Source organism: Aeromonas sp. 11P (assembly GCF_051920165.1).
Lineage (GTDB): Bacteria > Pseudomonadota > Gammaproteobacteria > Enterobacterales > Aeromonadaceae > Aeromonas > Aeromonas veronii.
This window is the reverse complement of sequence record NZ_JBQBDJ010000004.1, coordinates 3,609,479-3,635,587: the sequence shown is the minus strand read 5'-3', so window position 1 is coordinate 3,635,587 and position 26,109 is coordinate 3,609,479. Positions and strand designations below refer to the sequence as shown.

22 protein-coding genes are annotated in these 26,109 nt (G+C 60.3%); 11 read left to right on the top strand and 11 right to left on the bottom strand.

Features of this window, described 5'->3' with window-relative positions:
• Positions 1-3: 3 nt before the first annotated feature.
• Together hemW and rdgB are read right to left on the bottom strand one after the other, a co-directional pair.
• Complete coding sequence (gene hemW / locus ACTG1P_RS16885; protein WP_440001771.1) at positions 4-1,149, bottom strand: radical SAM family heme chaperone HemW; 1,146 nt, start codon at positions 1,147-1,149, stop codon at positions 4-6.
• A 90-nt stretch (positions 1,150-1,239) separates the two neighbouring features.
• On the bottom strand, positions 1,240-1,836 hold the full coding sequence (gene rdgB / locus ACTG1P_RS16880; protein ID WP_005340539.1) for an RdgB/HAM1 family non-canonical purine NTP pyrophosphatase: 597 nt from the start codon (positions 1,834-1,836) through the stop codon (positions 1,240-1,242).
• Between the two features lie 238 nt (positions 1,837-2,074).
• Here rdgB and ACTG1P_RS16875 point away from each other — a divergent pair, with 238 nt between their 5' ends.
• The 3 genes from ACTG1P_RS16875 to ACTG1P_RS16865 all read left to right on the top strand — a co-directional run bounded on the left by ACTG1P_RS16875 (position 2,075) and on the right by ACTG1P_RS16865 (position 4,981).
• A complete protein-coding gene (locus tag ACTG1P_RS16875; protein WP_440001770.1) occupies positions 2,075-3,238 on the top strand; it encodes a multidrug effflux MFS transporter in 1,164 nt (387 codons plus the stop codon).
• A 135-nt stretch (positions 3,239-3,373) separates the two neighbouring features.
• Positions 3,374-4,423 carry an oxidoreductase gene (locus ACTG1P_RS16870; protein ID WP_440001769.1) on the top strand — a complete coding sequence of 350 codons (1,050 nt, stop codon included), beginning with the start codon at positions 3,374-3,376 and terminating at the stop codon, positions 4,421-4,423.
• Positions 4,424-4,732: 309 nt separating this feature from the next.
• Positions 4,733-4,981: a hypothetical protein gene (locus ACTG1P_RS16865; RefSeq protein WP_005340533.1), complete on the top strand. Its 249-nt coding sequence runs from the start codon at positions 4,733-4,735 to the stop codon at positions 4,979-4,981.
• A 62-nt stretch (positions 4,982-5,043) separates the two neighbouring features.
• Here ACTG1P_RS16865 and rimJ read toward each other — a convergent pair whose 3' ends face one another.
• Together rimJ and ACTG1P_RS16855 are read right to left on the bottom strand one after the other, a co-directional pair.
• Complete coding sequence (rimJ, locus tag ACTG1P_RS16860; protein ID WP_335843861.1) at positions 5,044-5,595, bottom strand: ribosomal protein S5-alanine N-acetyltransferase; 552 nt, start codon at positions 5,593-5,595, stop codon at positions 5,044-5,046.
• A complete protein-coding gene (locus ACTG1P_RS16855) occupies positions 5,595-6,149 on the bottom strand; it encodes a GNAT family N-acetyltransferase (protein ID WP_005340529.1) in 555 nt (184 codons plus the stop codon). Before ACTG1P_RS16855 ends, rimJ begins: the two co-directional genes overlap by 1 nt.
• A 346-nt stretch (positions 6,150-6,495) precedes the next feature.
• Here ACTG1P_RS16855 and ACTG1P_RS16850 point away from each other — a divergent pair, with 346 nt between their 5' ends.
• A complete protein-coding gene (locus tag ACTG1P_RS16850) occupies positions 6,496-8,271 on the top strand; it encodes a M4 family metallopeptidase (RefSeq protein ID WP_440001768.1) in 1,776 nt (591 codons plus the stop codon).
• Positions 8,272-8,303: 32 nt separating this feature from the next.
• Here the strand turns inward: ACTG1P_RS16850 and ACTG1P_RS16845 are convergent, their stop codons facing one another.
• Positions 8,304-9,197, bottom strand: a complete 894-nt coding sequence (locus ACTG1P_RS16845; protein WP_005340524.1) for a LysR family transcriptional regulator — start codon at positions 9,195-9,197, stop codon at positions 8,304-8,306.
• Between the two features lie 92 nt (positions 9,198-9,289).
• Between ACTG1P_RS16845 and mdtH the strand changes: the two genes are divergently transcribed.
• Both mdtH and ACTG1P_RS16835 read left to right on the top strand, forming a co-directional pair.
• Complete coding sequence (gene mdtH / locus ACTG1P_RS16840) at positions 9,290-10,486, top strand: multidrug efflux MFS transporter MdtH (RefSeq protein ID WP_005340523.1); 1,197 nt, start codon at positions 9,290-9,292, stop codon at positions 10,484-10,486.
• A gap of 140 nt (positions 10,487-10,626) precedes the next feature.
• Entirely contained in the window at positions 10,627-11,538 is a 912-nt protein-coding gene (locus ACTG1P_RS16835) for a bifunctional helix-turn-helix transcriptional regulator/GNAT family N-acetyltransferase (RefSeq protein WP_440001767.1), read from the top strand.
• A 251-nt stretch (positions 11,539-11,789) separates the two neighbouring features.
• On the opposite strand, the gene prfC is transcribed toward ACTG1P_RS16835, so the two are convergent.
• The gene (gene prfC / locus ACTG1P_RS16830) at positions 11,790-13,379 is read right to left on the bottom strand and encodes a peptide chain release factor 3 (protein ID WP_085942998.1); all 1,590 of its coding nucleotides are present in this window, start codon (positions 13,377-13,379) and stop codon (positions 11,790-11,792) included.
• 429 nt (positions 13,380-13,808) lie between these two features.
• On the opposite strand from prfC, the gene ACTG1P_RS16825 reads away from it, so the two are divergent.
• On the top strand, positions 13,809-14,531 hold the full coding sequence (locus ACTG1P_RS16825) for an SDR family oxidoreductase (RefSeq protein ID WP_139402495.1): 723 nt from the start codon (positions 13,809-13,811) through the stop codon (positions 14,529-14,531).
• Positions 14,532-14,672: 141 nt separating this feature from the next.
• Here the strand turns inward: ACTG1P_RS16825 and ACTG1P_RS16820 are convergent, their stop codons facing one another.
• The 3 genes from ACTG1P_RS16820 to ACTG1P_RS16810 all read right to left on the bottom strand — a co-directional run bounded on the left by ACTG1P_RS16820 (position 14,673) and on the right by ACTG1P_RS16810 (position 19,676).
• Complete coding sequence (locus ACTG1P_RS16820; RefSeq protein ID WP_440001766.1) at positions 14,673-16,517, bottom strand: diguanylate cyclase; 1,845 nt, start codon at positions 16,515-16,517, stop codon at positions 14,673-14,675.
• A gap of 81 nt (positions 16,518-16,598) precedes the next feature.
• The gene (viaA, locus tag ACTG1P_RS16815; RefSeq protein ID WP_440001765.1) at positions 16,599-18,053 is read right to left on the bottom strand and encodes an ATPase RavA stimulator ViaA; all 1,455 of its coding nucleotides are present in this window, start codon (positions 18,051-18,053) and stop codon (positions 16,599-16,601) included.
• A 9-nt stretch (positions 18,054-18,062) separates the two neighbouring features.
• Positions 18,063-19,676 carry an ATPase RavA domain-containing protein gene (locus ACTG1P_RS16810; RefSeq protein ID WP_440001764.1) on the bottom strand — a complete coding sequence of 538 codons (1,614 nt, stop codon included), beginning with the start codon at positions 19,674-19,676 and terminating at the stop codon, positions 18,063-18,065.
• A 314-nt stretch (positions 19,677-19,990) separates the two neighbouring features.
• On the opposite strand from ACTG1P_RS16810, the gene ACTG1P_RS16805 reads away from it, so the two are divergent.
• Entirely contained in the window at positions 19,991-20,425 is a 435-nt protein-coding gene (locus ACTG1P_RS16805) for a DNA polymerase III subunit psi (protein ID WP_440001763.1), read from the top strand.
• A 109-nt stretch (positions 20,426-20,534) separates the two neighbouring features.
• The gene (rimI, locus tag ACTG1P_RS16800) at positions 20,535-20,984 is read left to right on the top strand and encodes a ribosomal protein S18-alanine N-acetyltransferase (protein ID WP_439965141.1); all 450 of its coding nucleotides are present in this window, start codon (positions 20,535-20,537) and stop codon (positions 20,982-20,984) included.
• Positions 20,985-21,021: 37 nt separating this feature from the next.
• On the opposite strand, the gene ACTG1P_RS16795 is transcribed toward rimI, so the two are convergent.
• Positions 21,022-21,525, bottom strand: coding sequence for a hypothetical protein (locus tag ACTG1P_RS16795; RefSeq protein ID WP_407705286.1), 504 nt, complete (start codon positions 21,523-21,525; stop codon positions 21,022-21,024).
• Positions 21,526-21,752: 227 nt separating this feature from the next.
• Here ACTG1P_RS16795 and ACTG1P_RS16790 point away from each other — a divergent pair, with 227 nt between their 5' ends.
• Positions 21,753-23,543: an AMP-dependent synthetase/ligase gene (locus ACTG1P_RS16790; RefSeq protein ID WP_440001762.1), complete on the top strand. Its 1,791-nt coding sequence runs from the start codon at positions 21,753-21,755 to the stop codon at positions 23,541-23,543.
• Between the two features lie 117 nt (positions 23,544-23,660).
• Positions 23,661-24,422, top strand: coding sequence for a lipopolysaccharide kinase InaA family protein (locus ACTG1P_RS16785; protein WP_440001761.1), 762 nt, complete (start codon positions 23,661-23,663; stop codon positions 24,420-24,422).
• A 45-nt stretch (positions 24,423-24,467) separates the two neighbouring features.
• Here ACTG1P_RS16785 and gshA read toward each other — a convergent pair whose 3' ends face one another.
• A complete protein-coding gene (gene gshA, locus ACTG1P_RS16780) occupies positions 24,468-26,066 on the bottom strand; it encodes a glutamate--cysteine ligase (protein WP_440001760.1) in 1,599 nt (532 codons plus the stop codon).
• Positions 26,067-26,109 lie beyond the last annotated feature (43 nt).

The window sequence follows — 26,109 nt, the reverse complement described above, 5'->3', positions numbered from 1 at the left end:
TTTTCACTCATCCATAAACAGTTCCAGCAATACGTTCAGATAGCGATGGCCGAGAGAAGTGAGCTGCCAGCTATCTCCCAGCTCCTCGATCAGCTCCTTGCTTTGGGCAATGGTCAGCACCGTCTCCACCCGCTCCAGCGGCAGGCCGGTATAGGCCTCGAACTCCGCCTTGGGAGCAGGTTCAAACAGGCGGAAGCGGTTCATGAAGTATTCGAGCGGCAGATCGTCTGCAGTCACCTGCCACTGCTCGTCCAGATAGGGGCGACTCTTGTCCAGATACCCTTTTGGATGCTTCACCTTGGCGGTGCGCAGGATCTGTTGGTTCGCGAGATCGGTCACCTTGCCGTGGGCGCCACAGCCAATCCCCAGATAGTCGCCGAAACGCCAGTAGTTGAGGTTGTGATGGCACTGGTAGCCCTCTTTGGCATAAGCCGAGATCTCGTACTGGCGATAACCGCTGGCGGTGAGCATGGCGTGGCCCTGCTCGTAGATGTCCCACAGGGTGTCATCTTCCGGCAGTTTGGGCGGCTTAGAGGCAAACGCCGTGTTCGGCTCTATGGTGAGCTGATACCAGGAGAGGTGCGGCGGGGCGCAGTCGATCGCCTGCTGCAGGTCATAAAGGGCGTCATCCAGACTCTGATCCGGCAGACCGTGCATCAGATCCAGATTGAAGGTGGGCAACTTGATGGCATGGGCCAGTGCAGCGGCCTTGCGCGCCTCTTCCGGGCCGTGAATGCGGCCGAGGCGGGTCAGCTTCTCCTGCTGAAAGCTCTGCACCCCGATGGAGATACGGTTGACGCCGGCGCGCTGGAAACCGGCGAACTTGTCCGCCTCCACCGTGCCCGGGTTGGCCTCCATGGTGATCTCGCAATCTGCGGTGAGCGGAATGCGGGCCCGTACCCCGTCCAGCAAGGTTTGCATCGCCTCCACCGTCAACAGGCTGGGGGTGCCGCCGCCGATAAAGATCGAGGAGAGCGGCCGCCCCTGCGCCCACTTCAGATCCTGATCCAGATCCTCCAGCAGGGCGGCGACATATTCGAGGTGAGGCAACTCCCCCTTCTGGGCATGGGAGTTGAAGTCACAGTAAGGGCACTTCTGGACGCACCAGGGCACATGAATATAGAGAGAGAGCGGCGGCAGTTGCAGCATGGGGCTTCCAATAAAACGGGGGCTCAAGGCCCCCATTGTAGATGACTATGTGTAATTGACCGTGAGTAACCGACAAGGTGGCGAAGTGACTCAGTGCGCCGCAGCCAGCGCCGCTTTGAGCTTGGCCAGCGCCTGACCGCGATGGCTCAGCTGGTTTTTCAGCTCGGCTGGCATCTGGGCGGCGGTGCAGTCGTGATCCGGCACGAAGAATACCGGGTCATAGCCAAAGCCATGTTGACCGCGCGGCTCGTCGATGATCATCCCTTCCCAGCTCGCCTGACAGATGATGGGGGTGGGATCGTCGGCGTGGCGCATATAGACCAGCACACACCAGAAGCGGGCGCTCTTCAGGTACTCGGGGGCACCTTGCAGCTCGCCGAGCAGCTTCTCAATGTTGGCCTTGTCACCGGCACCCACACCGGCAAAGCGGGCGGAGTAGACGCCGGGGCGTCCTTGCAGCAGGTCGACTTCCAGACCGGAGTCATCGGCCACGGCGGGCAGACCGGTAATGCGGGCGGCGTGGCGGGCCTTGATGATGGCATTCTCGACGAAGGTGGTGCCGGTCTCATCGGCATCGGAGACCGCAAACTCGCTCTGTGGGATCACCTGGATCTTCATATCGGCCAGCATGGCGGCCAATTCCTTCACCTTTTTCTGGTTACCTGTTGCCAGGACAAGCTTGTTCATCGAGCACCTCCGCAAAAATAATCTGCGCATTCTATGCGGCGCAAGCGTTTAGTAAAAGCGTCAATTACACCCGCTGTGATGGGGTTACGGGGGATTTGCCGCCATCGAATAACCAGCTTTTTAATACATGTTTCCATAATGGAATAACCAAAGTGATTAAATACCATTTCTATTCATTACTGTGAGTCAGTAGACTCGCGCCCCAATTCATTAACCTTGCTGACTAAAGAGGTGACAGATGCCATTGATACTTTTACTCGTACTACTGGTGCTGTTCAGTCCGCTGGCTATCGACATCTACCTGCCCGCCATCCCGCAGATGGCCGAGCAGCTGGGCGCCGAAGTGACACTGATGCAGGGCACCATCACCTGGTTCCTGTTCAGCATGGGGCTGGGGCAACTGCTTGTTGGCCCGCTGGCCGATCGCTACGGCCGCAAGCCCATCGCCCTGGGTGGCGTGCTGCTCTATGGTCTGAGCGCGCTGGGGGCCGGTTTTGCCGCCAGCCTCGGCGAGCTGATGCTGGCCCGGGTGCTGCAGGGCTTCGGTGCCTGCGCCACCTCGGTCGCCGCCTTCTCGGTGGTGCGTGACAGCTACGGCCCGAAAAAGAGCGGTCAGATGATCTCCTATCTCAATGGCGCCATCTGCTTTATTCCTGCGCTGGCCCCCCTGCTCGGTGGCTGGCTCACCGCCAAGGCGGGCTGGTCTGCCAACTTCTGGTTTATGGCCGGTTATGCGCTCATCGTCGGCAGCTGGCTGATGTGGCGGATGCCGGAGACCCGCCCGGAGGAGACCCGCAGTGAAGGGGCCCTCATCAGCTGGTCCCGCTACAGCCCGGTGCTGCGCTCCCCCAGCTTCCTGTTCAACGCGGCGCTGTGCATGCTGGCGATGGCGGTGATCCTCGCTTATGTCACAGCCGCACCGGTGCAGCTGATGGTGAAATTGGGGCTCGATATGAGCAGCTTTAGCTACTGGTTTACCGCCAACGCCGCGCTCAACATTCTGGCCTGCTTCATGGCACCGCGCTTTATCGCCAAGGTGGGGCCAAGACGCACCCTGCGCATCGGCCTGCTGGTGTTGATGCTCTCGGCCATCACCCTGACTCTGGCCATGCACATCGAACATCCGCTGGCGATGATGGGGCCGGTGTTCCTCTCCAGCATCGGCTTTGCCATGATTTTGGGCTCTGCCGCCGGGATGGCGCTGGCACCATTCGGCCACTGCGCCGGTACCGCCGCCGCCCTGCTCGGCCTGTTCCAGATGAGCGGATCCGGCGCGTTGGTTGGCCTGACCGGCGCCCTGATGCACGACCCGCTGAGCCAGCTGGCGCTGCATATGTGGCTGCTGCTGCCGCCCTTGGTGATGCTGATGACCCGACGCGGTCGCCGCTTGTGTTTGCAATAAATCCTGTGCTCTGATGGGCACACTCAGGGGGCCATCGGCCCCCTTCTCGTTTGTATCGCCTTTACAGCACATGGCCATCCGGCAGAGAGCCTGCGATGGCAACCCCACTCACTCGATGTCAGCGGAGAACTCCCGATGAGCCACACTCTCAACGCAGCCCTGGTGGGCTATGGCTTTGCAGGCAAGACCTTCCACGCCCCCTTCCTCTCCACCACCCCGGGCTTGTCCCTGAGTTGGGTGGTAAGCCGCGATGCCGCCAAGGTGCAGGCCGATCTGCCCGGCTGCCGGGTCGGTTCACTGGAGGAGGTGCTAAGCGATGAGACCGTCGATCTGGTGGTGATCGCCACCCCCAACGACACCCACGCCCCCCTCGCCCGCCAGGCGCTGTTGGCAGGCAAACATGTGGTGATCGACAAGCCCTTTGCACTGGATCTGGCAGAAGCGAAAGCACTGGTCGAACTGGCCGAAAAGCAGCAGCGACTGCTCAGCATCTTCCACAACCGCCGCTGGGACGGGGATTTCCTTACCGTGCGCCGTTTGATTGTCGAAGGGACGCTGGGGCAGATCGCCCAGTTCGAATCCCACTTCGATCGCTATCGCCCCGACGTGCGCCAGCGCTGGCGTGAAGCGGGTGGCCCGGGTTCCGGCCTCTGGTTCGATCTCGGCCCCCATGTACTGGATCAGGCGCTGCAGCTGTTCGGCCAACCGGACTGGCTGCAGGCCGATCTGGCCGAGCAGCGCCCTGGCGCACTGGCGGACGACTACTTCCATGTGGTACTGGGTTACGATGCTCTGCGGGTTATTCTGCATGGCAGCTGTCTGGTTTCAGCAACCATGCCGCGTTTCATCGCCCACGGCAGCCAGGGTTCGTTCGTGAAATTCGGAATGGATGTGCAGGAAGATCAGCTCAAGCTGGGCAAGCGGCCACCGGCGGCGGATTGGGGCATGGATAGTGAACCCGGTCAGCTCAGCCGCATTGTCGATGGTCAGTTACAGCAGCAGAGCGTGGTGGGTGAGCCGGGGGATTATGGCGCCTACTATCGCGGTGTCTGCGCCGCCATCAAGGGCGAGGGAAGCAACCCGGTGCCAGCAAGTGAAGCGCTGGCGGTGATGGCGTTGCTGGATCTGGCCCGTCAGAGCCACCTTGAGGGAAAACGGCTGCCCTGTCAGAAGCTGTCTGACTAAGGTGTGGGCCATCGGCCGCGCTTGAGCAACCTTGACCTTGTTAAACCGCCACAAGATGGCAGCAAAGCGGTGTTTTATTGTGCAATCAGCACTATTTAACGGCATCTTGTATTGATATCAGTCGTTGCAGTGGAGCTTTTTATCAACGGCACGAAAAAATGTCATTGTGATATCCGTTTTCATCGGTAACTAATGGGGCTATATTGCGCCCGCCTGCTGCCTCCCGGCTTCTTGTTTCAATACCGGGCAACGGTGGGCGCTGTGATGGTTGCACAGACCATCTCTCCATATTTATTTGAGGGAATGCACATGAACAAAGTACTGGTAGCCGGTATCCTGGGTCTGATGTTGACTGCTTGCGGTCAGAAAGAAGAAAAAGCTGCCGCTCCTGCTGCTGCTCCGGCCGCCGAAGTTGCTGCCACTGTAGAAAAAGCCGCTAGCGAAGCCACCTCTACCGTAGAGAAGGCCACCTCCGAAGCGACTGCAACCGTAGAAAAAGCTGCTACCGAAGCCGCTACCAAGGTTGAAGCTGCAGTGAGCGATGCCAAGGCCAACTAAGCCTGCACCTCATTCGAAGACGGGTCCGAAGGCAACTTCGGGCCCGTTTTTTTATCTGTCGCTCAGGGGGCCGGATTAATCAGCGAGGTGAGGATGTGATCCTCCCAGCGGCCATTGATCATCAGATACGCCCGCGCGAATCCCTCCCGCTCGAAGCCGAGCCGCTCCAGCAAGGCGCCACTGCGTTGATTGGCAGGCATATAGCAAGCCATGATGCGATGCAGATCGTGCTCCCGAAACAGGTAGTCGATTGCGGCTGACAGCACCTCTCCCATCACCCCCTGCCCCTGATGCTGCTGGTCGATGGCATAGCCCAGATGACACGCCTTGAAGACCCCCATCAAGATATTGCTGAAGTTGCAGGTGGCGATCACCCGCTCGCCAGCCGGATCGAGGGCCACCAGATTGACGCCGGTGCCGTTGAAGAACTGGCTGTAGCTGTCCTGCAGCCGGGCATGCCAGTAAGAGAGGGTGTAAAAATGCTCGTCCCGAAGCGGCTCCCAGGGGGTGAGATGGGCACGGTTGCGCCGGTAGAAGTCGAGCATCATGGGGGCCCGATCCGGCGACAGTATGGTCAGGTGGGTGCGGGCCGTCTTGATATGTGGCAGCGCCATCAGGACTCCCTCTGTCTTAGCCACTCATCGCGCAGCAGGCTGTAGTGGGCATGATCCACAATCCGGTTGCCCAGCCGCTCTGCGCGCCGGGTCACCCCCTCAAGCTGCATCCCGAGCCGTTCACAAACAGCCCTGCTGGGCTCGTTATCGGTGGCGGCGCTGATCTCCACCTTCTCCATCCCCATCTCCTCGAAGGCGTGGTGGATCAGGGCCTGACAGGCCCGGGTGATGATGCCGTTACCCTGCCAGCGCTCCGCCAGCCAGTAACCGATGACCACCTTGCCAAGATCGTGATCGATGCTGTTGTAACCTATAACCCCCACCACCTCCCCCTGATACTCGATGGCAGTGGTGAGCCCCTCGCCGCGGGCGAACTTCTCGATGGCACTGCGAATGAAGAGAGCGCTGTCAACGGGGCGCTGGATCAGTGGCGGCCAGGGCAGCCACTGGGAGAGGTACTCCCGGTTGTCATTGCAGAGGGCAAACAGTTCGCTCGCCATATCGGGCTGCAAGAAGAGCAGCGCAAGCTCGTCGTCCAACTGCCATGAAAACATGGGATTCTCCTTTCAAATCAGTGATCAAATCGCGAACCAGCACCCAATGTAGCCAATCGCCACTGGCCGCGCCAGCCACTTTTACGGCCCTCCTCCGGCAGGCTTCGCAGAGGGTGACTGCGCACGATCTCTCCTCCCTCAAAAGAGGAGGGTGGGTGTCTGAAACCGGATAATGCTCTCCACATGGCGCCGACTAATGTCCCAAAACGGCACTTTGGCAGATCCTGCTACCCCTCTGTGCTGCGCTGTCACATCTGACAGGAGGCACTTTTTTACCCCCGAACTAGCTTGAAAACGCCCGACCTTCGGTCGGTTTATCAACCTCATCGATTTAAGGAAAGAAGAGATGAATAAAATTTATCTGGCCGTTGCGCTGGCCTGCTGGGGAAGCGCCGCACTGGCGGCGCAAGAGGTAGAGATCAACGTAACGGCAAACGGCATCCGGGCCATGACCGGCCTCAGTGCCGCGAGTGGTACCTTGCAGCTGGAAGATGGCGAGTTTCGTCAGGTACGGGTGGTCAAGCTGCCCAACGGCCAGCAGCGGATCCGCTACGAGCAGGTCTGGAACGGCATCCCGGTAATGGGTCAGGTCGTCGTGGCTGACAAGAGCCTGAACGGCCAGCTGCAACAGGCCAGCGGGCGCATGCTGCGCCAGATCGATCAGGATGTGGCAAGCCCGGCCGCCACCCTCTCGCCACAGGATGCCGCCAGCAAGGCCAAGGCGGGCAGCAAGGGAAGCAACGAGCAGGTCAAACTCAACGTGATGCAGGATGAGAACGGGCTGGCCCGGCTGGTTTATCAGGTCTCCTTCATCGCCGAAGGTGACAAACCAAGCCGCCCCTTCGTCATTCTTGATGCCCAGAGCGGTGAGGAGCTCAAACGCTGGGAGGGGATCAACCACAAGGACGCCAGCGGCCCGGGGGGCAACATCAAAACCGGCAAATACGTCTACGGCACCGACTTTGGCCCGCTCATCGTGGATGACAACTGCCGGATGACCAGCCCCAACGTCGATACCATCAACCTCAACCACGCCACCTCTGGCGGCACCATCCACCAGTTCACCTGCCCGGAGAACCGGGTCAAGGAGATCAACGGCGCCTACTCGCCCCTCAACGACGCCCACTACTTCGGCAACGTGGTGTTCGACATGTACCGCAACTGGTACAACACGGCCCCCCTCACCTTCAAACTGAAGATGCGGGTTCACTACAGCAAGAATTACGAGAACGCCTTCTGGGATGGCAGCCAGATGACCTTCGGTGACGGCGCTACCACCTTCCACCCGCTGGTGAGCCTCGATGTGGCGGCCCACGAGGTGAGCCACGGCTTTACCGAACAGAACTCCGGGCTGGTCTATTCAGGACAATCCGGCGGCATCAACGAGGCCTTCTCCGATATGGCGGGTGAAGCGGCCGAGTTCTACATGAAGGGGAGCAACGACTGGCTGGTCGGCGCCCAGATCTTCAAGGGCAACGGCTCCCTGCGCTACTTCGAGGATCCGACCCGGGATGGCAGATCCATCGGCCATGCCGCGGATTATCAGGAGGGGATGGATGTACACCACAGCTCCGGGGTCTATAACCGCGCTTTCTATCTGCTGGCCACCAGCAGTGGCTGGAACACCCGCAAGGCATTTGAAGTGTTCTTGCTGGCCAACCGCCTCTACTGGGGCGCCAACACCAACTACCAGCAAGGGGCCTGCGGCGTCAGCCGGGCGACCGCCGATCTGGGTTACAGTCAGGCGGATGTGGCACGCGCCTTCCAGACCGTCGGGGTCGATGCCAGCTGCGGCACCACGCCGCCACCAAGCGACAACGTACTGCAAAACGGCGTTCCGGTGAGCAACCTCGCCGCCAGCAAGGGTGGCAAGCTCAACTACACCCTGAACGTACCGGCGGGCACCAGGTCGCTGCAGATCAGCAGCAGTGGCGGTACCGGTGATGCCGACCTCTACGTCCGCTTTGGCAGCGCCCCCACCAACAGCAGTTACGACTGCCGCCCCTACAAGGGGGGCAATAACGAAAGCTGCTCGTTCACCAATCCCAAGGCAGGCACCTGGCATGTGCAGCTGTCAGGGTTTACAGCGTTCAGTGGTGTGACCCTCAAGGCCAGCTACTGATCCACCCGATGCGGGCCTTGTCCCGCATCGTTCTACTCATTGCGCCACCGTTTCGCCAGCGTGCGGGCGGTGGCCAACACGGTTTCCCTAGCCGGGTTGGGCCGTTTGCCACCTCGCCATGCCATCATCACATCCCAATGCTCTTGCGGCAGATTGCGCACATCTAGCCTGACCAGCCGCCCCACCTCCAGATCCCGCTTGATGGCCAGCTCCGGCATCAGGGTGATAAACCCGTGTTCCAGCGCCAGATCACGCGCCGCACTGGCGGGCTGCACCGCATGCAGGGGGCTGGCCGCCCGTCGCAGCCGCCGCAACTGCTGGATAAAAACGTCACACCCCGGCCCCCATACCTGAGGCGCCAGCCGCTGGTCGGCAATATCCTCCAGCGTGAGGCCGTGACAACCGGCCAGCGGATGCAATGGCGAGGCGATAGCGATAATGGGGGAGCAACAGAGCAGCTCCATCTGCAGGCCCGCAACCGGCGGACGCTTGAGCACAAAGCCGATATCGGCCTCGCCGGTCAGTAGCGACTGCATGATCTCGCCGGAGTGATCCGTGGTGCAGCGGATCTCGAACGGCTCGTCCACCAGCTCCATCAATAGCGAGCCAAACACCACCGAAGTGAGGGATGGCAGGCTGGAGAGACGGATACAAGGCAGCGCTGGCGCCCCCTGCAGTGCCAGCCGCCCTTCGCTCAGAGTGGCCAGCGCCGAGCGGGCGGCAGGGAGAAACTCCTCGCAGGCACGGGTCGGCGTTACGCCGCGCCGATGACGCTGAAACAGCGGTGCCCCGAGGCTCTCCTCCAGCTGGGCAATCCGCTGGCTCACCAGCGGCTGTGACCAGCCACGAATGGCCGCCGCTTGACTGAAGCTACCCAGCTCGGCCACATCCAGCAGCAGTTGCAGATCGTCCAGATCCATAGACATAAATAATCCTGATATGAAATATAGGTAGTTGTCGTCTACCACTATATCTAAACCCCCTCCAGAATGAAGTTATCTATGAATGAGAGGGCGTTATGGTCGATAGGGCGAGGTTTTGGGGACGCTGGTTTCTGGCGCTGGATACCACACTGGTGATCCTGGGTTTCTTTGTGGTGATGCCGATGATCAGCCTGCGCTTCGTCGATCAACTCGGCTGGGCGGCCGGTCTGGTGGGGCTGGCGCTCGGCCTGCGCCAACTGACCCAGCAGGGGCTGGGGATCTTCGGCGGCTCGCTGGCCGACCGCTTTGGCGCCCGCCCGCTCATCGTCACCGGCATGCTGCTGCGGGCGGTGGGCTTCGCCACCCTGGCCTGGGCCGACAGCGGCGCCATGCTGATCTTCTCCTGCTTCCTCTCCGGACTGGGCGGTTGCCTGTTCGACCCGCCACGGGCCGCACTGGTGATCAAATTTACCCGTCCCCATGAGCGGGGCCGCTTTATCTCCCTGCTGATGATGCTGGAGAGCGCGGGAGCCGTCACCGGTGCCCTGCTCGGCAGCTGGCTGCTGCGCTTTGACTTCACCTACGTCTGCCTGCTAGGCGCCGGGCTCTTCACCCTGGCAGCGCTCTGCAACTGGACCCTGCTGCCCGCCTACCGCCTCTCGGTCAAACCGACTCCGATGCGGGAAGGGTTGGGACAGGTGCTGGCGGATCGCGCCTTCTGCCGACTGGTACTGATCCTGAGCGGCTACTACATGCTGTGGGTACAGGTGATGCTGATTTTCCCCATTCTGGTCAAGCAGCTCTCCGGCACCACCACGGCGGTGGGCTGGATGTACAGCCTGGAAACGGCGCTGTCACTAGCGCTGCTCTACCCTATCGCCCGTTTCAGCGAGCGTCGCTACCGGCTGGAGAGCCGGCTGATGGCGGGTATCCTGCTGATGACGGTGGGGATCGGGCTGGTCGCCTTCGTCAGCACCCTCTCCGGCATCTTCGTACTGCTGGCCTGCTTCTATCTGGGGATCATCATCTGCGAACCGGCCCGGGAGACCCTGATGACCCGGCTGGCCAACCCCACAGCCCGCGGCAGCTACATGGGCTTCAGCCGCCTCGGACTGGCGCTGGGGGGCATGACCGGCTATGTGGGCGGCGGCTCCCTCTATGACTTCTCGCTGCAACAGGGACAACCGGCCCTCCCCTGGCTGGTGCTGGGCACCATAGGTGTCGCCACCATGTTGCTGCTCGCCCGCTGCTTCTCCCGCCGCCCGGAGCTGGCCATCAGAGCCGCCGCCTGACGACCCCCCCAGCCTACGGCAGCCCCGACAACGGGGCTGCCGCTCACCCCATATTCTGCAAGCCATCACAGCAAAAGGTTGCGAATTACAACTTTTACGCTATTTTAGTTGTTATGCACAACTAAACAGGAAACCACGATATGGATCCCCGTCCCCTGCGCGCTCTGTCGCGCGATCTGGTTCGCGAACTCGGCATGCTCTCCCAGCAGTGCGGCAACCTGGCCCTCACCCCCATCGAGGCTCACCTGCTGATCGAGCTGGAGAACGCCCCGGCCACCAACCAGCAGCTGGCAGAAAAGCTGCACATCGACAAATCCAACGCCAGCCGCCCGCTGGCGCGCCTCGCCGAGCGGGAGCTCATCAGCTGGCACCCGCACCCCTCCGACGGCCGCAGCAAGGAGGCCCGCCTCACCGTCAACGGTCAGGGGATGCTGCTGGAGTTGCACCGGGAGATGGACGGGGCGATGGAAGAGATGCTGGCGCAGTTGAGCCTGCCCGAGCGAGAGCAGCTGTGGCAAGGGCTGCGGCTCTATCGCAGCGCCCTCTCCCGCGCCCGTCGCCAGCGGGGTTACCAGATCCGCCCCATCACGGCGGCGGACAATGCCCAGATCGCCTTGGTAATTCGCGCCGTCTCGGCCGAATATGGCCTCACCGCCGACAAGGGGTATGGGGTCTCGGATCCCAATCTCGACACCCTCTCCCAGAGCTATCAGGGGGAGAAGAGCCGCTATTGGGTCATCGAAGGGCCGGACGGTTCCATCCTCGGCGGTGGTGGTATCGCGCCATTGGCGGGAGAAGAGGGAGTCTGCGAGCTGCAGAAGATGTACTTTATGCCCGCCCTGCGCGGACTGGGCCTTGGCAAGCGGCTGGTATTGCAGGCGCTGGACGAGGCGCGCGCCCTTGGCTATCGACGCTGCTATCTGGAGACCACCGAAGTACTGCGCGAGGCGACCAGCCTGTACGAATCACTGGGCTTTGAACACCTGCCCGGCCCCCTTGGCTGCACCGGCCACGGGGATTGCGAGATTTGCATGGTGTTAGACCTGGAGTAGAACTCCCTCATCCCCAGCCCTTCTCCCGCAGGGGGATAAGGGGGCAAAAACACTTCCGCGATCTTTCAGGCAGACCTCTGATGGTTCCCTCTCCCTCTGGGAGAGGGCTAGGGTGAGGGCTGCTTGCGACTGGTATATGCTGAACCATTCCCCCCTGCATCCCTCCTTAAACGGGCAAAACGGCACAAAACAAGAGACCCCGCCGAAGCGGGGTCTCTTTGATTATCTGCCAACAGGCAAACAAACCGTTATCAGTGCTCGCGAGTCTGACGGAACTCCACGTCCGGGTGGCGCTCCTGAGCCAGGCGCAGGTTGACCATGGTCGGTGCGATGTAGGTGAGGTTGTCACCGCCATCGAGGGCCAGGTTGACCTCGTTCTTGCGCTTGAACTCTTCGAACTTCTTAACGTCGGTGCCTTCCACCCAGCGGGCGGTGGAGACGTTGACCGCCTCGTAGATGGCCTCGACGTTGTACTCGCTCTTGAGGCGCGAAACCACCACGTCAAACTGCAGCACACCGACCGCACCGACGATGAGATCGTTGCTGATCAGCGGACGGAACACCTGCACCGCGCCCTCTTCGGAGAGCTGGACCAGCCCCTTGAGCAGCTGCTTCTGCTTGAGCGGGTCGCGCAGGCGGATGCGGCGGAACAGTTCCGGTGCAAAGTTCGGGATACCGGTGAACTTGAGATCTTCACCCTGGGTGAAGGTGTCGCCGATCTGGATGGTACCGTGGTTGTGCAGGCCGATGATGTCACCGGCGAAGGCGTCTTCCGCCTGCTCACGGTCACCGGCCATAAAGGTTACGGCGTCGGAGATGTTCACATCCTTGCCGATGCGCACGTGGCGCATCTTCATGCCCTTGCTGTAAGTGCCTGACACGATACGCATAAAAGCGATACGGTCACGGTGTTTCGGATCCATGTTTGCCTGGATCTTGAACACGAAGCCGGAGAACTTCTCCTCGGTCGCCACCACTTCGCGGCTCTCGGCCTTGCGCGGCATGGGAGACGGCGCCCAGTCGGTCAGGCCATCCAGCATGTGGTCGACACCGAAGTTACCCAGTGCAGTACCGAAGAAGACCGGGGTCATCTCGCCAGCGATAAAGGCATCGTGATCGAACTCGGGAGAGGCGCCCTGCACCAGCTCCAGCTCATCGCGCAGTTGCTGGGCCAGATCTTCGCCGACGGCGGCATCCAGATCCGGGTTGTTCAGCCCCTTGACCACCCGCTTCTCCTGGATGGTGTGGCCCTGACCGCTCTGATAGAGATAGGTCTCATCCTTGTAGAGGTGATAGACACCCTTGAAAGATTTGCCACAGCCGATGGGCCAGGTGATGGGGGCGCACATGATCTTCAGCTCGCGCTCCACCTCATCCATCACTTCCATCGGATCGCGCACTTCGCGGTCCAGCTTGTTCATGAAGGTGAGGATGGGGGTATCACGCAGACGGGTCACTTCCATCAGCTTGCGGGTCCGGTCTTCAACACCCTTGGCGGCATCGATGACCATCAGGCAGCAGTCGACCGCGGTCAGGGTACGGTAGGTATCTTCAGAGAAGTCCTCGTGACCCGGGGTATCGAGCAGGTTGACCAGACAATCGGCATAGGGGAACTGCATCACCGAGGTAGTGATGGAGATACCACGCTGCTTCTCCATCTCCATCCAGTCGGATTTGGCGTGCTGGCCCGAGCCACGGCCCTTGACGGTACCGGCGCGCTGAATGGCCTGTCCGAACAGCAGGACTTTCTCGGTGATGGTGGTTTTACCCGCATCCGGGTGCGAAATGATCGCAAAAGTGCGTCTCTTGGAGACTTCACTCAGAAATTCAGCTGACATAATTCAACGTTCTTCTATTGAGCGGTGGCATCAGCCACCGTGGGAATAAATCCGGAATGCCGTTCACGGCACATGTATACGCAACGAAAGCCACGCCAGCTGGCGTGTTGCCAACCTGGTGGGGAGAGGGAGGAGGGTTGCGTTACATGGGTCTTCTCGCCTGAGTCAAAGCAAAATTGCGCGACATTATACCCGCGCGAGTGAAAAATACCCAGCCTGACAAGAGATGATAATTTGGCCGCTCCTCCGTTCCACAGGTTCCAACTGAACAGAAAATCAAACACTCCGAATCGGATGGCAGCATCCGGATCACGTGGACTTGGCCCCCTCCCCATGCCAGCAACAACCACTCTTGATAAATTTTCATACTTGGACTTTCCCTATCCAGCTACAAATATGTAAATCGTATCTACATAATGGAGAGGTCATTACATGAAACATTCCACCCTGCACAATCAACAGATCGTCATTATCGGTGGTACCTCGGGTCTTGGCCTGGCCACCGCCCAACAAGCGATCGAGCAAGGCGCCAAGGTCATTATCGGCGGTTCCAGCCGTGAGCAGCTTGCCACTGCACTGGCTGAATTGGGCCCAAATGCCAGTGGCCATCAACTGGATATTCTCGACGTCGACTCCGTCAATCACTTTTTCAGCCAGCTGGATTCGCTGGATCATCTCGTCATCACCGCCGCCGTCATGCGACCAGGCAGCTTTCTCACCGCTGCCATCGAGGATTTGAAAATCAACATGGACAGCCGCTTCTGGGGAAGTGTTCATGCGATCCGCGCCGCAGCACCCAAACTGTCCGAACGCGGCTCCATCGTGCTCACGTCCGGGATGGTGACGCGCCGCCCACAACTGGGTAAAGCACTCCCTGCCGTTGCAGCTGGCGCGGTTGAAACGCTGGCTCACAGTCTGGTGACTGAGCTGACCCCCCGTCGGATCAACGTCATCAACCCGGGCCCGATGCGCACTCCCATGTTGCTTAAAGCGCTGGGCAATGACCCACAAAAAGTGGCTGCCGTGGCGCAAAGCCTGCCGTTGAAACGCTTGGGAGAGGGAGAAGATTATGCGCAGGCCGCGCTGTTCCTGATGAGCAATAACAACATGAATGGTGAAGTGCTTCACCTCAATGGCGGAAGCGCCTGGGCATAACGCCCTTTTGACGGTCTTCTGCGCTCGTGCTTGCCAATCTGCCATCGCAGGCAAGAACGAGTGCTGGGGACGAGTCCCATCGCCGTATCAGAGTGCTCCCAAATGGCGATGACATCCTGCTGAGTGACAATACCCAGCCCGTCACTCGTCTGTTTCCACCCGGTTGCGACCCGCCTCTTTCGCACGATACAGCGCATTGTCGGCACGCTGGATCAAGGCCACCAGATCCTGATCATCATCTCGCAGAGAGGCACATCCGATACTGATGGTTACCGGGTACGACATGCCGGGCAGCGCCCGGTTGGCGACCGTGTGACGGATCCGCTCAGCCACCCTGCACGCCTCTTCAAGGCTGGCATCCGGCAGCAGGATCAAGAACTCCTCTCCACCGGTACGCCCCAACTGATCCTGATGCCGCAGCTGACGATCTGCCGCCCGAGAGACCCATTGCAGCACCCTGTCTCCTTGATGATGGCCCAGGGTATCGTTGATCCGCTTGAAGTGATCGATATCGAACACCAGCAGACAAAATGGCGTGCCCTGCCTGCGAGCCAGCGCCAGCATATCGCTGCCCTGCCGCAGCACCCGACGGCGGTTGTTGATGCCGGTCAGCTCATCGGTAAAGGCCAGACGACGCATCCGACGGTTGCGATCCAGCAGCCACCCCATCGTCAGCAGCGCCAGTACCCCGCAAAGCACCATCACCACCAGCAGCCAGAAACGACGCTCTTTGGCCAGAGCCAGCTCCTGTTGCTGCAATAGCTGCTCAACCCGCAGTTGTTTGTTTTCACCCTCCTGACGAGCCAGCTCAAACTGACTACGAACCCATTCGGTGCTCTGCTCCTGCATTTCCTGCTCAAAGGCGCGCTTCAGTTCTACATAACGATGCAATTGCGCCAACGCATCAGCGGTTTTTCCAAGCCCCTCAAACGCCTGACTGCGCAGCCATGTCAACTTGATAAGAAAGCGCTGGTTATCTTCACGCACCAGGGTCGGTTCAGCCATAGCAAGATGCTCAAGCGCATGACCATACTTTCCTGTCATGCTCTCTCCCTGCGCCATCAGCAAGTGCCAATAACTGTTAAATAAAGGATCAATCTCTGATTGAAACACAATGCCAGCTTGCTCAAGCTGAACCATGGCCTCCTGATAGTTGTCCAGTCCCAGCAAAGCTTCGGCCCTATCCAGCTGCAATAATCCTTTTTCGACAGGAGTTAATTCATTGTGTTGCGCCGCCGCGTTATCCAGCTCGTCGATGGCCTCTTGATACTGCCCCATGCTATTGGCCACCATCGCTTTCTGCCGATAAAACTCGTAAAAAATATCAGGATCGCTGTTGGCAGGTAATTTCATCTCCAGCTCATCCAACAAGCGATTGGCAGGCCCCATTAGCCCCATACGGCGGTAGGTCGCGGCGATTTCCAGCTGAACTTTTCCATACCAGCCCGGAAGATCAAGAGCATCATAGATATGCAAAGCGTTCATCAGGTCTCTGAGTCCCTTGGCGGGGTGGCCCTGAAAGGAAAAGAGGGAACCTCGATAGGAGAGAGCACTTGCCTGTTGCTTGAGGGAACCGATATCACGAGCCAACGTCAGTGCCAGATCATAATCCTGGCGAGCCTTATCGTTTTCTCCGAGCAGTTGGTGAAACCAGCCACGGCACATGAAAAAATCACTGCGGGCAAATTGATCGCCTTGTGCAGTAGCACGCTGAAGCTGTTCGTCGGCATAAAACATAGCCTGACGATACTCCGCCGTCTCGTTTGCCGATTGCAGTCTGCAGGCCAAGCGAGTTATCCGCGTCTGCTGTGCCGATGTGTAAGCGGACAAATCCCGCTTCAATCGCTGAACTCGCAAGCCCAATTCGCGATCAGAGAGGTAAGTCTGCTCCAGCGTATTGAGCTCACTCTCCAACTGAAGGGGTGAAACCGGCTCAGCCATGGTGTTCAATGCCAACAGCAGTACACAACACGGATAAAACTTCACATTTTCCCTCCATCCTTCCGCATTGGCGCCAGAATAAACTACCAAAGCAACCATCAAGCACTATTCATAACTAAAAAATAGTTAATTGTGCTGAAAACGCCGCAGCAGCCGACCACGCAGGCCGCAATCGAGCAGCCAGCTGTTGTCAAAGACCCGCAACAGCGCCTGCTTGGCGTGGCGGGACATGGCGACGGCGTGAAAACGGGTCTGGCGCTGGCGATAGCGGTTCATCTGATCGAGCAGGGGATGGGGCAGGCTCTGGGCGATAAAGTCGGAGATGACCAGCACATCCGCCTTGGCAAAGGCGGGATCATCGAGCTTGGCCAGCGCTTTTTCCAGACAGGGCACCAGGTCGGTACCGCCGTGAAAACTCATGGAGAGGAAGCGTTCCGCCTTGTCCAGCCCGGTATCTGCGGTGATCTCGAGGGTCGCCACCTCGGTGGAGAAGAGCATCAGGTAGCAGCCGCGCTTCTCATCCATCGCCACCTTGAGCAACGCCAGAAACAGCGCCTTGGCACACTCCTCGGGGTAGCCCCCCATGGAGCCGGAGGTATCGACGCAGACGATAAAGGGGCCTCGCTGCTGCAACTGCTGCCCCCCCTGCTCCGGGGTGCGCAGCATGATGCGCTGGCGCGGCAAGGTGCCACGTGACTGGTAGCTGAGCAGACGCCGCTCCAGATAGCGGCGATAGAACTCCAGCTCCAGCTCCGGCAGCCCCAGCATCACAGCTTCACTTGGCAGTAACCGCATCAGATCGCTGGCCTGATGAATTCCTACCAAGTCGTCCGGCACATCGTCGCTGGGGGTTGGTTCCAGCTCCAGCACCTGAACCGGCGGCACAGGTTGCTCCTGCGCCCGCCGATCCCGCTCGCTGCGGCCGAGCAGGCCTGCAATCTCCGCCAGCAAGGGCTCGCGCTGCAACATGCGGGCATACTGCTTGACCAGTACCAGACTGCGCTTGTGCCAGTGCCCCTGCGCCAGATCCCACAGGCCACCAGCCGAAATTTTGTTGGGATCTAGGGCATCAGCCAGGGTGCGGCTCGCCAGCAGCTGATCTTCAATCTCCTGACGCTGCTTCTCCCGCTCCGCTTCGGCGATCTGCTGTTGCAGTTGCAGCAGGCACCCCACCAGACTGGCGCGCCACTTGTCGATAAAGAGCTGGCGCAGCCCTTCGGTGGGGTGGGCCGTCAGCTGACGCACCAAGGATCTGGCCTCACCGGCGAAGGGGCTGTACTGCTCCAGCGACTCCAGCAGGCCGGGCAAACGACCAATCAGCTCGGTCATCGGCAGTTGCCGGTGCGCCTGATAGAGCAGGTACTCCTGCTCCAGCGCCACCGGCACCGGCTTGTGACGGATCTCCTCACCAAGCTGCTCACCCCAACTCTGCAGGCGCTTTTTCAACAGCTTGCCCTGTAGCGGGGATCGTTTGATAAATTCGGAAATCTTGGGCGAGGCCGCCAGCAGCGCCACCACCTCTCCCGCCAGCTCACCCTCTCCCATGAGAAGGCCCAGATCCAGCATGCCGATCTCAAGCATGAGCGCTCCTTACTCGTCCAGCCTTGGCAACCGCTCGCGCCATTGGGTCAGCTCGCTGCGCAGCAGTTCGAGATCCCGGTTCAGCACGAAGAAGCTGTCCTCCACCTGCTGCAACCAGCGTGAGTCGATAAAGAGGTGTTGCTGGTGACGCTCGAACAGGCTGCGCTGCTGCTTGAGCATCTGCATCACCTTGCCGACCTGAACCAGCTGCTCGTCGAGCGACTGCAACCAAGGCGCCAGCACCACCTCGGGGATGGCGTTGCGCTCCATCAGCACCAACGGGATCTGCTGGCGCTGGATATCGAGCACCTGCAGCCGCAGCTCATCGTCCAGCACCAGCTCGTAATGGCCCTCTTTCGGGTTGCCGAATTCATAGCCCACCAGCGCCTCACCGGTGGGATGCCAATGGGAGAGCAGGGTGCGATCGAACACCAGGGTGCGGGTGAGACGCTCGGGATCACTGCCATCCAGCGGCGCCGGGGTGAGCAGATGGAAGTGCACCTGCTTGCCAAAGGGTCTGGCATTGGCAAGCGGGATCTCGATGCCCCGAGCCCGCCGGCCAAACCACTGCTTGCGTTGGCGGGCCTTTGTGCACAGGCGCTGGGCCACGCTCTGTTTCAGCTGTTTGAACTGATCCCGAAGGGCGAGTAGCTGACGGGTCATCGCCAGTTGCTGATAACCATAGAGACGGGAGAACTCGGTCATCATCTCCATCAGGGTGGTGCGGGACTCCTCGTCATGCCAGAGGCAATCCTTGAACAGCAGCAGGTCAAGGGGGGCCACCTCGTCGCGGCCATTGAAGAAGGCGCTCGCCTTGATAAGCCGTACCGCCTTCTTCCAGCGGCGATCCGACACATAACAGCGGTGGGCCAGCTGGCTGTCGAGCTGCTGGCGCAGTTGATAGATCAGCTCGAAACAGGCATCAGGCAGCCGTACCTGCTCAATCTGGCTCTGCCACTGCTCGTACTCATCCCCCCGGATCTGCAAGGATTCCGGCAAGTTCTGGTGGGCATGGCCATCACTGGCCAGCATCGCCTGAAAGTTCGACTTCTCCTGCACCCGGTCCATCCAGATCCGCACCAGCATCCGGTCGTAGAGCGCTTCCAGCCCGCTATCCGGCGCCGGCAGCTCGTTGGAGGCGGTCACCAGCAAGCGCATCGGGATGGGGTGCTGGCTGTCGCCATTGCGGAACTGCCGCTCGTTGATGGCGGTGAGCAGGGTGTTGAGGATGGCGGGGCCCGCCTTCCAGATCTCGTCGAGGAACACCACCTCGGCCTCCGGCAGATAACCGGAGGTGAGGCGCAGGTATTTGCCGTCCTCTTTCAGCGCCTGAATGGAGAGGGGGCCAAACACCTCCTCCGGCGTACTGAAACGGGTCATCAGGTATTCGAAGTGGCGGGCCTCAAAAAACGCCAGCTTGAGGCGGCGGGCAATCAGGCTCTTGGCGATACCGGGTGGCCCCAGCAAGAAGACACTCTCGCCACTGAGGGCAGCCAGCAGACCGAGGCGCAGGGCATCCTGCCGTTCGTAGAGCCCTTCACCGAGGGCGGCCAGCAGCCGGGGCAACCGCTCCTGGATGGGAATAAAACGCGCAGGGTTCTGGGCTTGAGCTAAAGAGGACATAGAGAGTGTTCCGAAGCTGGGATGATGTTAGCCCCAAGGCGCGATATCCATTTGCTCGACCTTGGGTTTTGTCTTGTTATGATGTTTATTCTGGTATCTCTTGCCGCACAATACCCGCCTCTGGCAGGAATAAACGCAAGGGCAGTGCGATACCATATCGGCAGCGTGCTGCGCCCATGCATAGCCAGTGTCATGATGAGTACCATGCCCGCATGCGCCAGATGATGCGTTGCAAAGGGTGCAGCAAAAGCGGTTCGAGTGTACCCTGCGCAACACAATTTTCCCCAATGCAGATCAAGAGTGAGTCGCCCCAGATGCAAGATCCCGTTCGTCAGAGCATGTTGGCCCGCATGGGCATTCAAAGCTGGCAACTGCGTCGTCCGGCATTGCTGGGGGCAGATCTCGCGCCCGAGCTTGCGCAAAACGCCACACAGACTGGCCAGACGGCACCGGCCACTCGCGCTCCGCTGCCCAGCGGCAAACTCTGGTTGCTGGCGCCTCAGCTGCCTGCCACCACGCTGCTGGCGGATATCTGCCAGTTGCTCGGCATGACCCCCGATGAGGTCTCACTGCTCAGCGAGCTGCCGCCTGCCGATCTGCAAACGGCGGGCGCCTCCCCCCTGCTCTGGCTGACAGAGGCCAACCCCGAGCGGCCTGATGCGCTGATCTGCCCGCTCGCCCCCAGCGCCGCGCAAAAGCGCGCCCTGTGGCAACAGCTGCGCCAGCACCTTGCGGCCAACGCGGCGTGATCCTGCATCATGCCGCCAAGACCCACTGTGAGGCTGCTCTTTTTACCTGATTTTACAAATACCGCCTCTGCCAACCCCAGTGCCCAACACCTTGCCATCCGGAGCCCCCATGTCTGAGTTTCGTCCCCTGCTCGAGAGCGATTTCGACCTTGTCTACCCCATTGAGCAAGCCGCTCACAAGGAGCCGTGGAGTGAGGCCAACCTGCTCTCCTGCTTCGGCCCTCGCTATCTCAACGGCTTGATGCTGGTCGATGGTCGCCCGGCGGGCTTCTATATCTCGGATCTGGTGGCCGGTGACAGCTCGCTGATGAACATCTGCGTACATCCGGCGTTTCAGGGTAAGGGGTTGGGACGGGCGCTGTTGCAGGCCTATCTGGCGCGCAGCAAACAAGCCGGAGCAGAGGCCTGGTTTCTCGAGGTGCGGGCCGGTAACCAGACCGCCATCAACCTCTACGAGAGCGCCGGTTTTGCCGAGTATTGCCGCCGCGCCGACTACTACGGCACCGGCAATGACCGGGAAGATGCGGTGCTGATGTCGCGACTGTTCGATTTCGGCTGATCCAGCCTGTTCGTCGCGCCCAAGCCTTTTGTCCCCCTCAATCGAGGGGGGCGTTGTCCAGCGCGGGATCCTGCAAGGCCAGAGTGGTGTGCACCACCGCCTCGAATCCGGCCCCGGAGAGCGGCATATAGAAGCCACGCTGCCAGGTTTTCCCCGGCATCCAGAGCTGGTCGATATCCACCACTATCTTGATGGGTCTGAGGGGCTGCCCCGGCTGCTGGATATAGATGCCGGGCGGTGTGGCCACCTTGGGAAAGCGGCGCAAGATCTGCTCGCTGCCATCCCCCTTGCCCGGGTTAAGCCGCACCTTCACCAGCCGGGCAAGCGGGCCAGCCATCTCCTTGCTCTGCCAGAATTTCTTCTCCAGATCGCCGCAGCGGCGGCACTTGGGGGTCTCCAGCACATAGAGCAGCGGATAGCCCAACGCCAGCGCCTGTTGCTGGGCCTGCTGATACCCCTCGGCCCCCTGATACCAGGGATTGGCGGGCCCCTGTGATGACGTTCCGGCAAAGAACCAAAACGCAGCGCCCCCCACCACCATCAGCCCGACCGCGGCTAACGCCCCTTTCACCCACAGATTCATATCGTTAACCCTCTCTCTGCCTCCTAGCAGTATCGGCCAGTCTGCGCAAAGGGAGAGCTATTTGCGCTCTTTGTGATCCAAGACAAACGGCGAACACTTGTAAGCTGTAATGTTGGAGTTTAAACTCTAGCCCGATTTTTAGTGCCCTCGCGGGCGTACAACTGTAATTAAAGGATGTTTAACTGATGCCGAAGCTTCATCTGGTTCGACTGATGCGTGAACGTATTGCCCAGCTTGGCAACAAGGCTGCCCTGCGGGTTCAGCAAGATGGCCAGTGGCGCGCCATCGGCTGGCGTACTCTGGGCCAGGCCATGGACTACTGCGCACAGGCGCTGATCCGTGCCGGCCACCAGCCAACCGAAATGGTCGGCATCTATGCCCGCAACATGCCGGAGTGGACCCAGGCCGATCTCGGCATCCTTGCTGCCCGCGGTGTCAGCGTCCCTATCTACCCCACCAGCACGCTCGATCAGCTGCGCTACATCGTCAAAGATGCCGGCATCAAGGTGCTGTTCGTTGGCGAACAACCTCAGTTCGATCAGGCGCTGCAACTGATTGAAAGCGGCGAGATCCGCCAGCTCATCGCCCTCGATGGCAACGTCAATCTGCGCGGCTGCGAGCAGGCGAGCCACTTCCAGACATTTCTGGTCTCCGGCAATCATCAGCCCAGCGAGCAAGAGCTGCGCGAGCGGGAAACCCAGTACCGGATGGATGATCTGCTGACCCTGATCTACACCTCCGGCACCACAGGCGAGCCCAAGGGGGTCATGCTCGACTTCAGCAACATCGCCGCCTGTTTCGAGATGCACAACAGCCGCCTCGACCTCAACGAGCAGGATGTGTCGCTCTGCATGCTGCCGCTCAGCCACGTGTTCGAGCGGGCCTGGAGCTACTACGTGCTCTACTGCAGCGCCGAGAACGTCTATATCCGCGATCCGCAGAAGGTGATGGATGTGATTGGCGAGGTGCAGCCGACCGTGATGTGCGCCGTGCCGCGCCTCTACGAGAAGGCCTACGCCATGATCCAGGCCAAAGTTGCTCAGGCGCCGGCTCTGCGCCGCGCCCTGTTTGGCTGGGCCACCCGGGTCGGCAAGCAGATGGTTGCCACCCGTCAGGCGGGCAAGTCCGCCTCCCCACTGCTCTACAGCCAGCTCTGGCTCGCCGAGCGACTGGTGTTTCGCAAGCTGCGCGCCCGTTTTGGCGGTCGTACCCGCTTCCTGCCGGTGGCGGGCGCCCGCTTGGCCGACGATGTGAACCTCTTCTTCCAGGCGATGGGGCTCAATCTCAAGTACGGCTACGGCATGACCGAGACCACCGCCACCGTCTGCTGCTACGAGGATAGCCAGTTCAAGCTCGGCTCCATTGGCACGGCACTGAACGGCATCGAAGTGAAGCTGGGTGAGAACAACGAGCTGCTGGTGCGCTCCCCCACAGTAATGCGCGGCTACTACAACAAGCCGGACGCGACCGCCGAGGTGATGACCGAGGATGGCTTCCTGCGTACCGGCGATGCCGGTGAGCTCGACAGCCAGGGCAATATCTACTTCACCGAGCGTCTCAAGGAGCTGATGAAGACCTCCAACGGCAAGTACGTGGCCCCGCAACTGGTAGAAGGGACCATCGGCAAGGATCGCTTTATCGAGCAGATCGCCATCGTCGCCGATGCCCGCCACTTCGTCTCTGCGCTGATCGTCCCCTGCTTCGAGTCGCTGGAGGAGTACGCTCGATCCATCAACCTGCAGTACCAGTGCAAGACCGAGCTGCTGCGCCACTCCCGGGTAATGGAGTTCTTCGAAGCCCGCATCGCCGACTTGCAAAAAGAGCTGGCCAAATTCGAACAGGTGAAGAAGTTCACCCTGCTGCCGAGCGCCTTCTCCATGGAGCTGGGTGAACTCACCCCCACCATGAAGCTGCGCCGCAAGATCATCGAGGCCAAGTACCAGAGCGAAATCGAGGCGATGTACAACCACGTCTGATATCGCCTCTATATCCTCCCCAACAAGCCGTCCCCTCCCGGGACGGCTTTTTTTGTTGCTCATTCAGCCTCGGTCAGCAAGGGAGGCATAAAGTGGTTCAGATACTCATCACGCTTCATGGATGAGATTCCTCTCCCCCATTTGACGCCCGATGCCATGACGCTGACCACTCTCGACTTGCACGGCAAGAAACACTATTACCTGCTGCTCCACGACGAGCTCGGACTGGATCACTGGATCCTGCAACAGAGCGAGCTGACCCGCAGGCTAGAGTGCATTGCCAGCAGCCAATTCTGGTTACATCCCGCCAGCAACAGCCTGTGCAAGATAGTGCCAGACAAGTACCCGCGCTGGAGCCTTGGTTGGTGGTGTCGGGATCTGCTCGGCAAGCGTCTGGTGGGTCATATCGATGCCCTGCGCGAGTGGCAAAGCAATCGCCGCCTGCGCAAGGCCGGGCTACAGGTGGTTCCCTGCAAGGCCGCCGGGATCGCCCTCAATCCGCTCAATCCCCATGCCTCTTTCCTGGCAGTGCACTATCTGGCGGAGCATTGCTCCGGCGAACACTACTTCAAACAGGCAGGCGAGAGCGATCGCCTGGCTCTGCTGCATCGGCTCGCTCAGGATATCTATCATTTGGCCAAGCACGGCTACTATCATCGGGATCTTCATCTGGGCAACCTGATGCTATCCCCTGCCGGCAATATCGTCTGGATCGATACCCATGTGCGCCGCCTGCCCAGCAATCTGGAGCGGCTGCGCCAGACATTTTTAGACTCAATAGAGCCAAACAAACTGTTCGGGCAGTTCTACCGGGATTATCTGCTGACCCAACTACGTCATCTGGCTGGTTTGCCTCAGCCGCAATCCATAAAGCCTTAACCAATAAAAAAGCCGCTCATCGAGCGGCTTCTGGTTTATTTGATATCAGGCTGTGGTGGTACTGGTACCGAAGTAGTCGGCCAGGAAGTCGTCGAACGACACGCTGTCGCTGCGCTCGCGCTCCCGCTGCTTGGCCAGCGAATCCTTCGCCTCACCGGCAAAGTAGGCCTCATCCCAGTACTGCAGCTCCCCTGCCAGCAGCTCCTCACGATAGCGGGTCGCCAGCTTGTCGCCGTAGCAGCCGTTATCCTTGCCACTCTCCAGCAGCTCCTTGAGCATGCGGGCGGAGTAGGTCAAATCCGGATTGAGCAGCTTCTCACGGTGCATTGCCAGCGTTTTGCGATAGTGGTTACGGCCGCAGCAGCGATCCAGCAATTCGGCCACCTGAGCCAGCTCGTCGAACAGCTTGAGGCCGTACTCTTTGAGGCCAATGGCATTGCCCTGCTCATCTTCCAGTTCAAGGCCGGGACGACGCCCTTCCAGCACTACCTTGTTCTGGTTGCGGCGGTTGCGGGCAATCTCCTCGTCACTCAGCACCGCGGACGGGCGCAGCAGGCACCAGACCAGGAACAGATCGAAGAAGCGGATCTGGTCTGCATCGATACCGAGCGGGGTGAAGGGGTTGACGTCCACGGTGCGCAGCTCGATGTATTCGATGCCGCGCTGATCCAGCGCATCCGAGGGCTTCTCGCCACTGCGCGGGGTACGCTTGGGGCGGATCGGGGCGTACAGCTCGTTCTCCAGCTGCAACACGTTGTCGTTGAGCTGACGATACTCCCCATCCACCTTGACCCCGATCTTGGCAAAGTCGGGATCATGGGTATTGATGGCGCGGCGCAGGCTGCTGACATAGGCCGGCAGATTGTCGTGACTGATTTTGAGCCCAGCCTGGGCGCTGTTGGTGTAACCGAGATCGGAGAGACGCAGCGCGGTGGCGTAAGGCAGATAGAGGGTGCCCTTGCCGGTCTTCTCGAACGGCAGGTTGCTCTTGCGCCCTTTGAGGAAAGATTCGCAGATGGCCGGGGAGGCGCCAAACAGATAGGGCACCAGCCAGCCGAAGCGGTAGACGTTGCGAATAAGCCCCATGTACTTGTCGGAGATAAAGCGCTGGCTGCAGCACCCTTCGCACACCAGATCTTGCCACTCGCTCCAGAAGCTGTCGGGCATGGAAAAGTTGAAGTGCACCCCGGCGATCACCTGCATCAGGCTGCCGTAGCGGTTCTTCAACCCCTGACGGTAGAGAGTCTTCATCTTGCCGATGTTGGAGCTGCCGTACTGGGCCAACCGGATGCTCTCTTCTCCGCCGACGAAGCAGGGCATGGAGAGCGGCCAAATCCGCTCGTCACCCAGATGCTGAATCACATGGTGATGGATGTCGCCGAGCTGCTCCATCAGACTGTCGATGGAATCGGTGGCCGGGGTGATGAACTCCAGCAGGCTCTCCGAGTAGTCGGTGGTGATATTGGGATGGGTCAGGGCCGAACCCAGCGCCCGGGGATGGTCACTCTGGGCGAGTCGGCCATCCGGCGTGATGCGCAGGCATTCACGTTCGATCCCGCGCCGGATCCCCTTGAGCGCGGTGAGGCGCTCCGGTGATCCCAACGCATTCAGCAACTCGGTGAGCGACAAGCTTGTTGTAGTCATATTCACGGCTCATGTGAGGCCGCCCCATCCGGGGCGGCTCTTG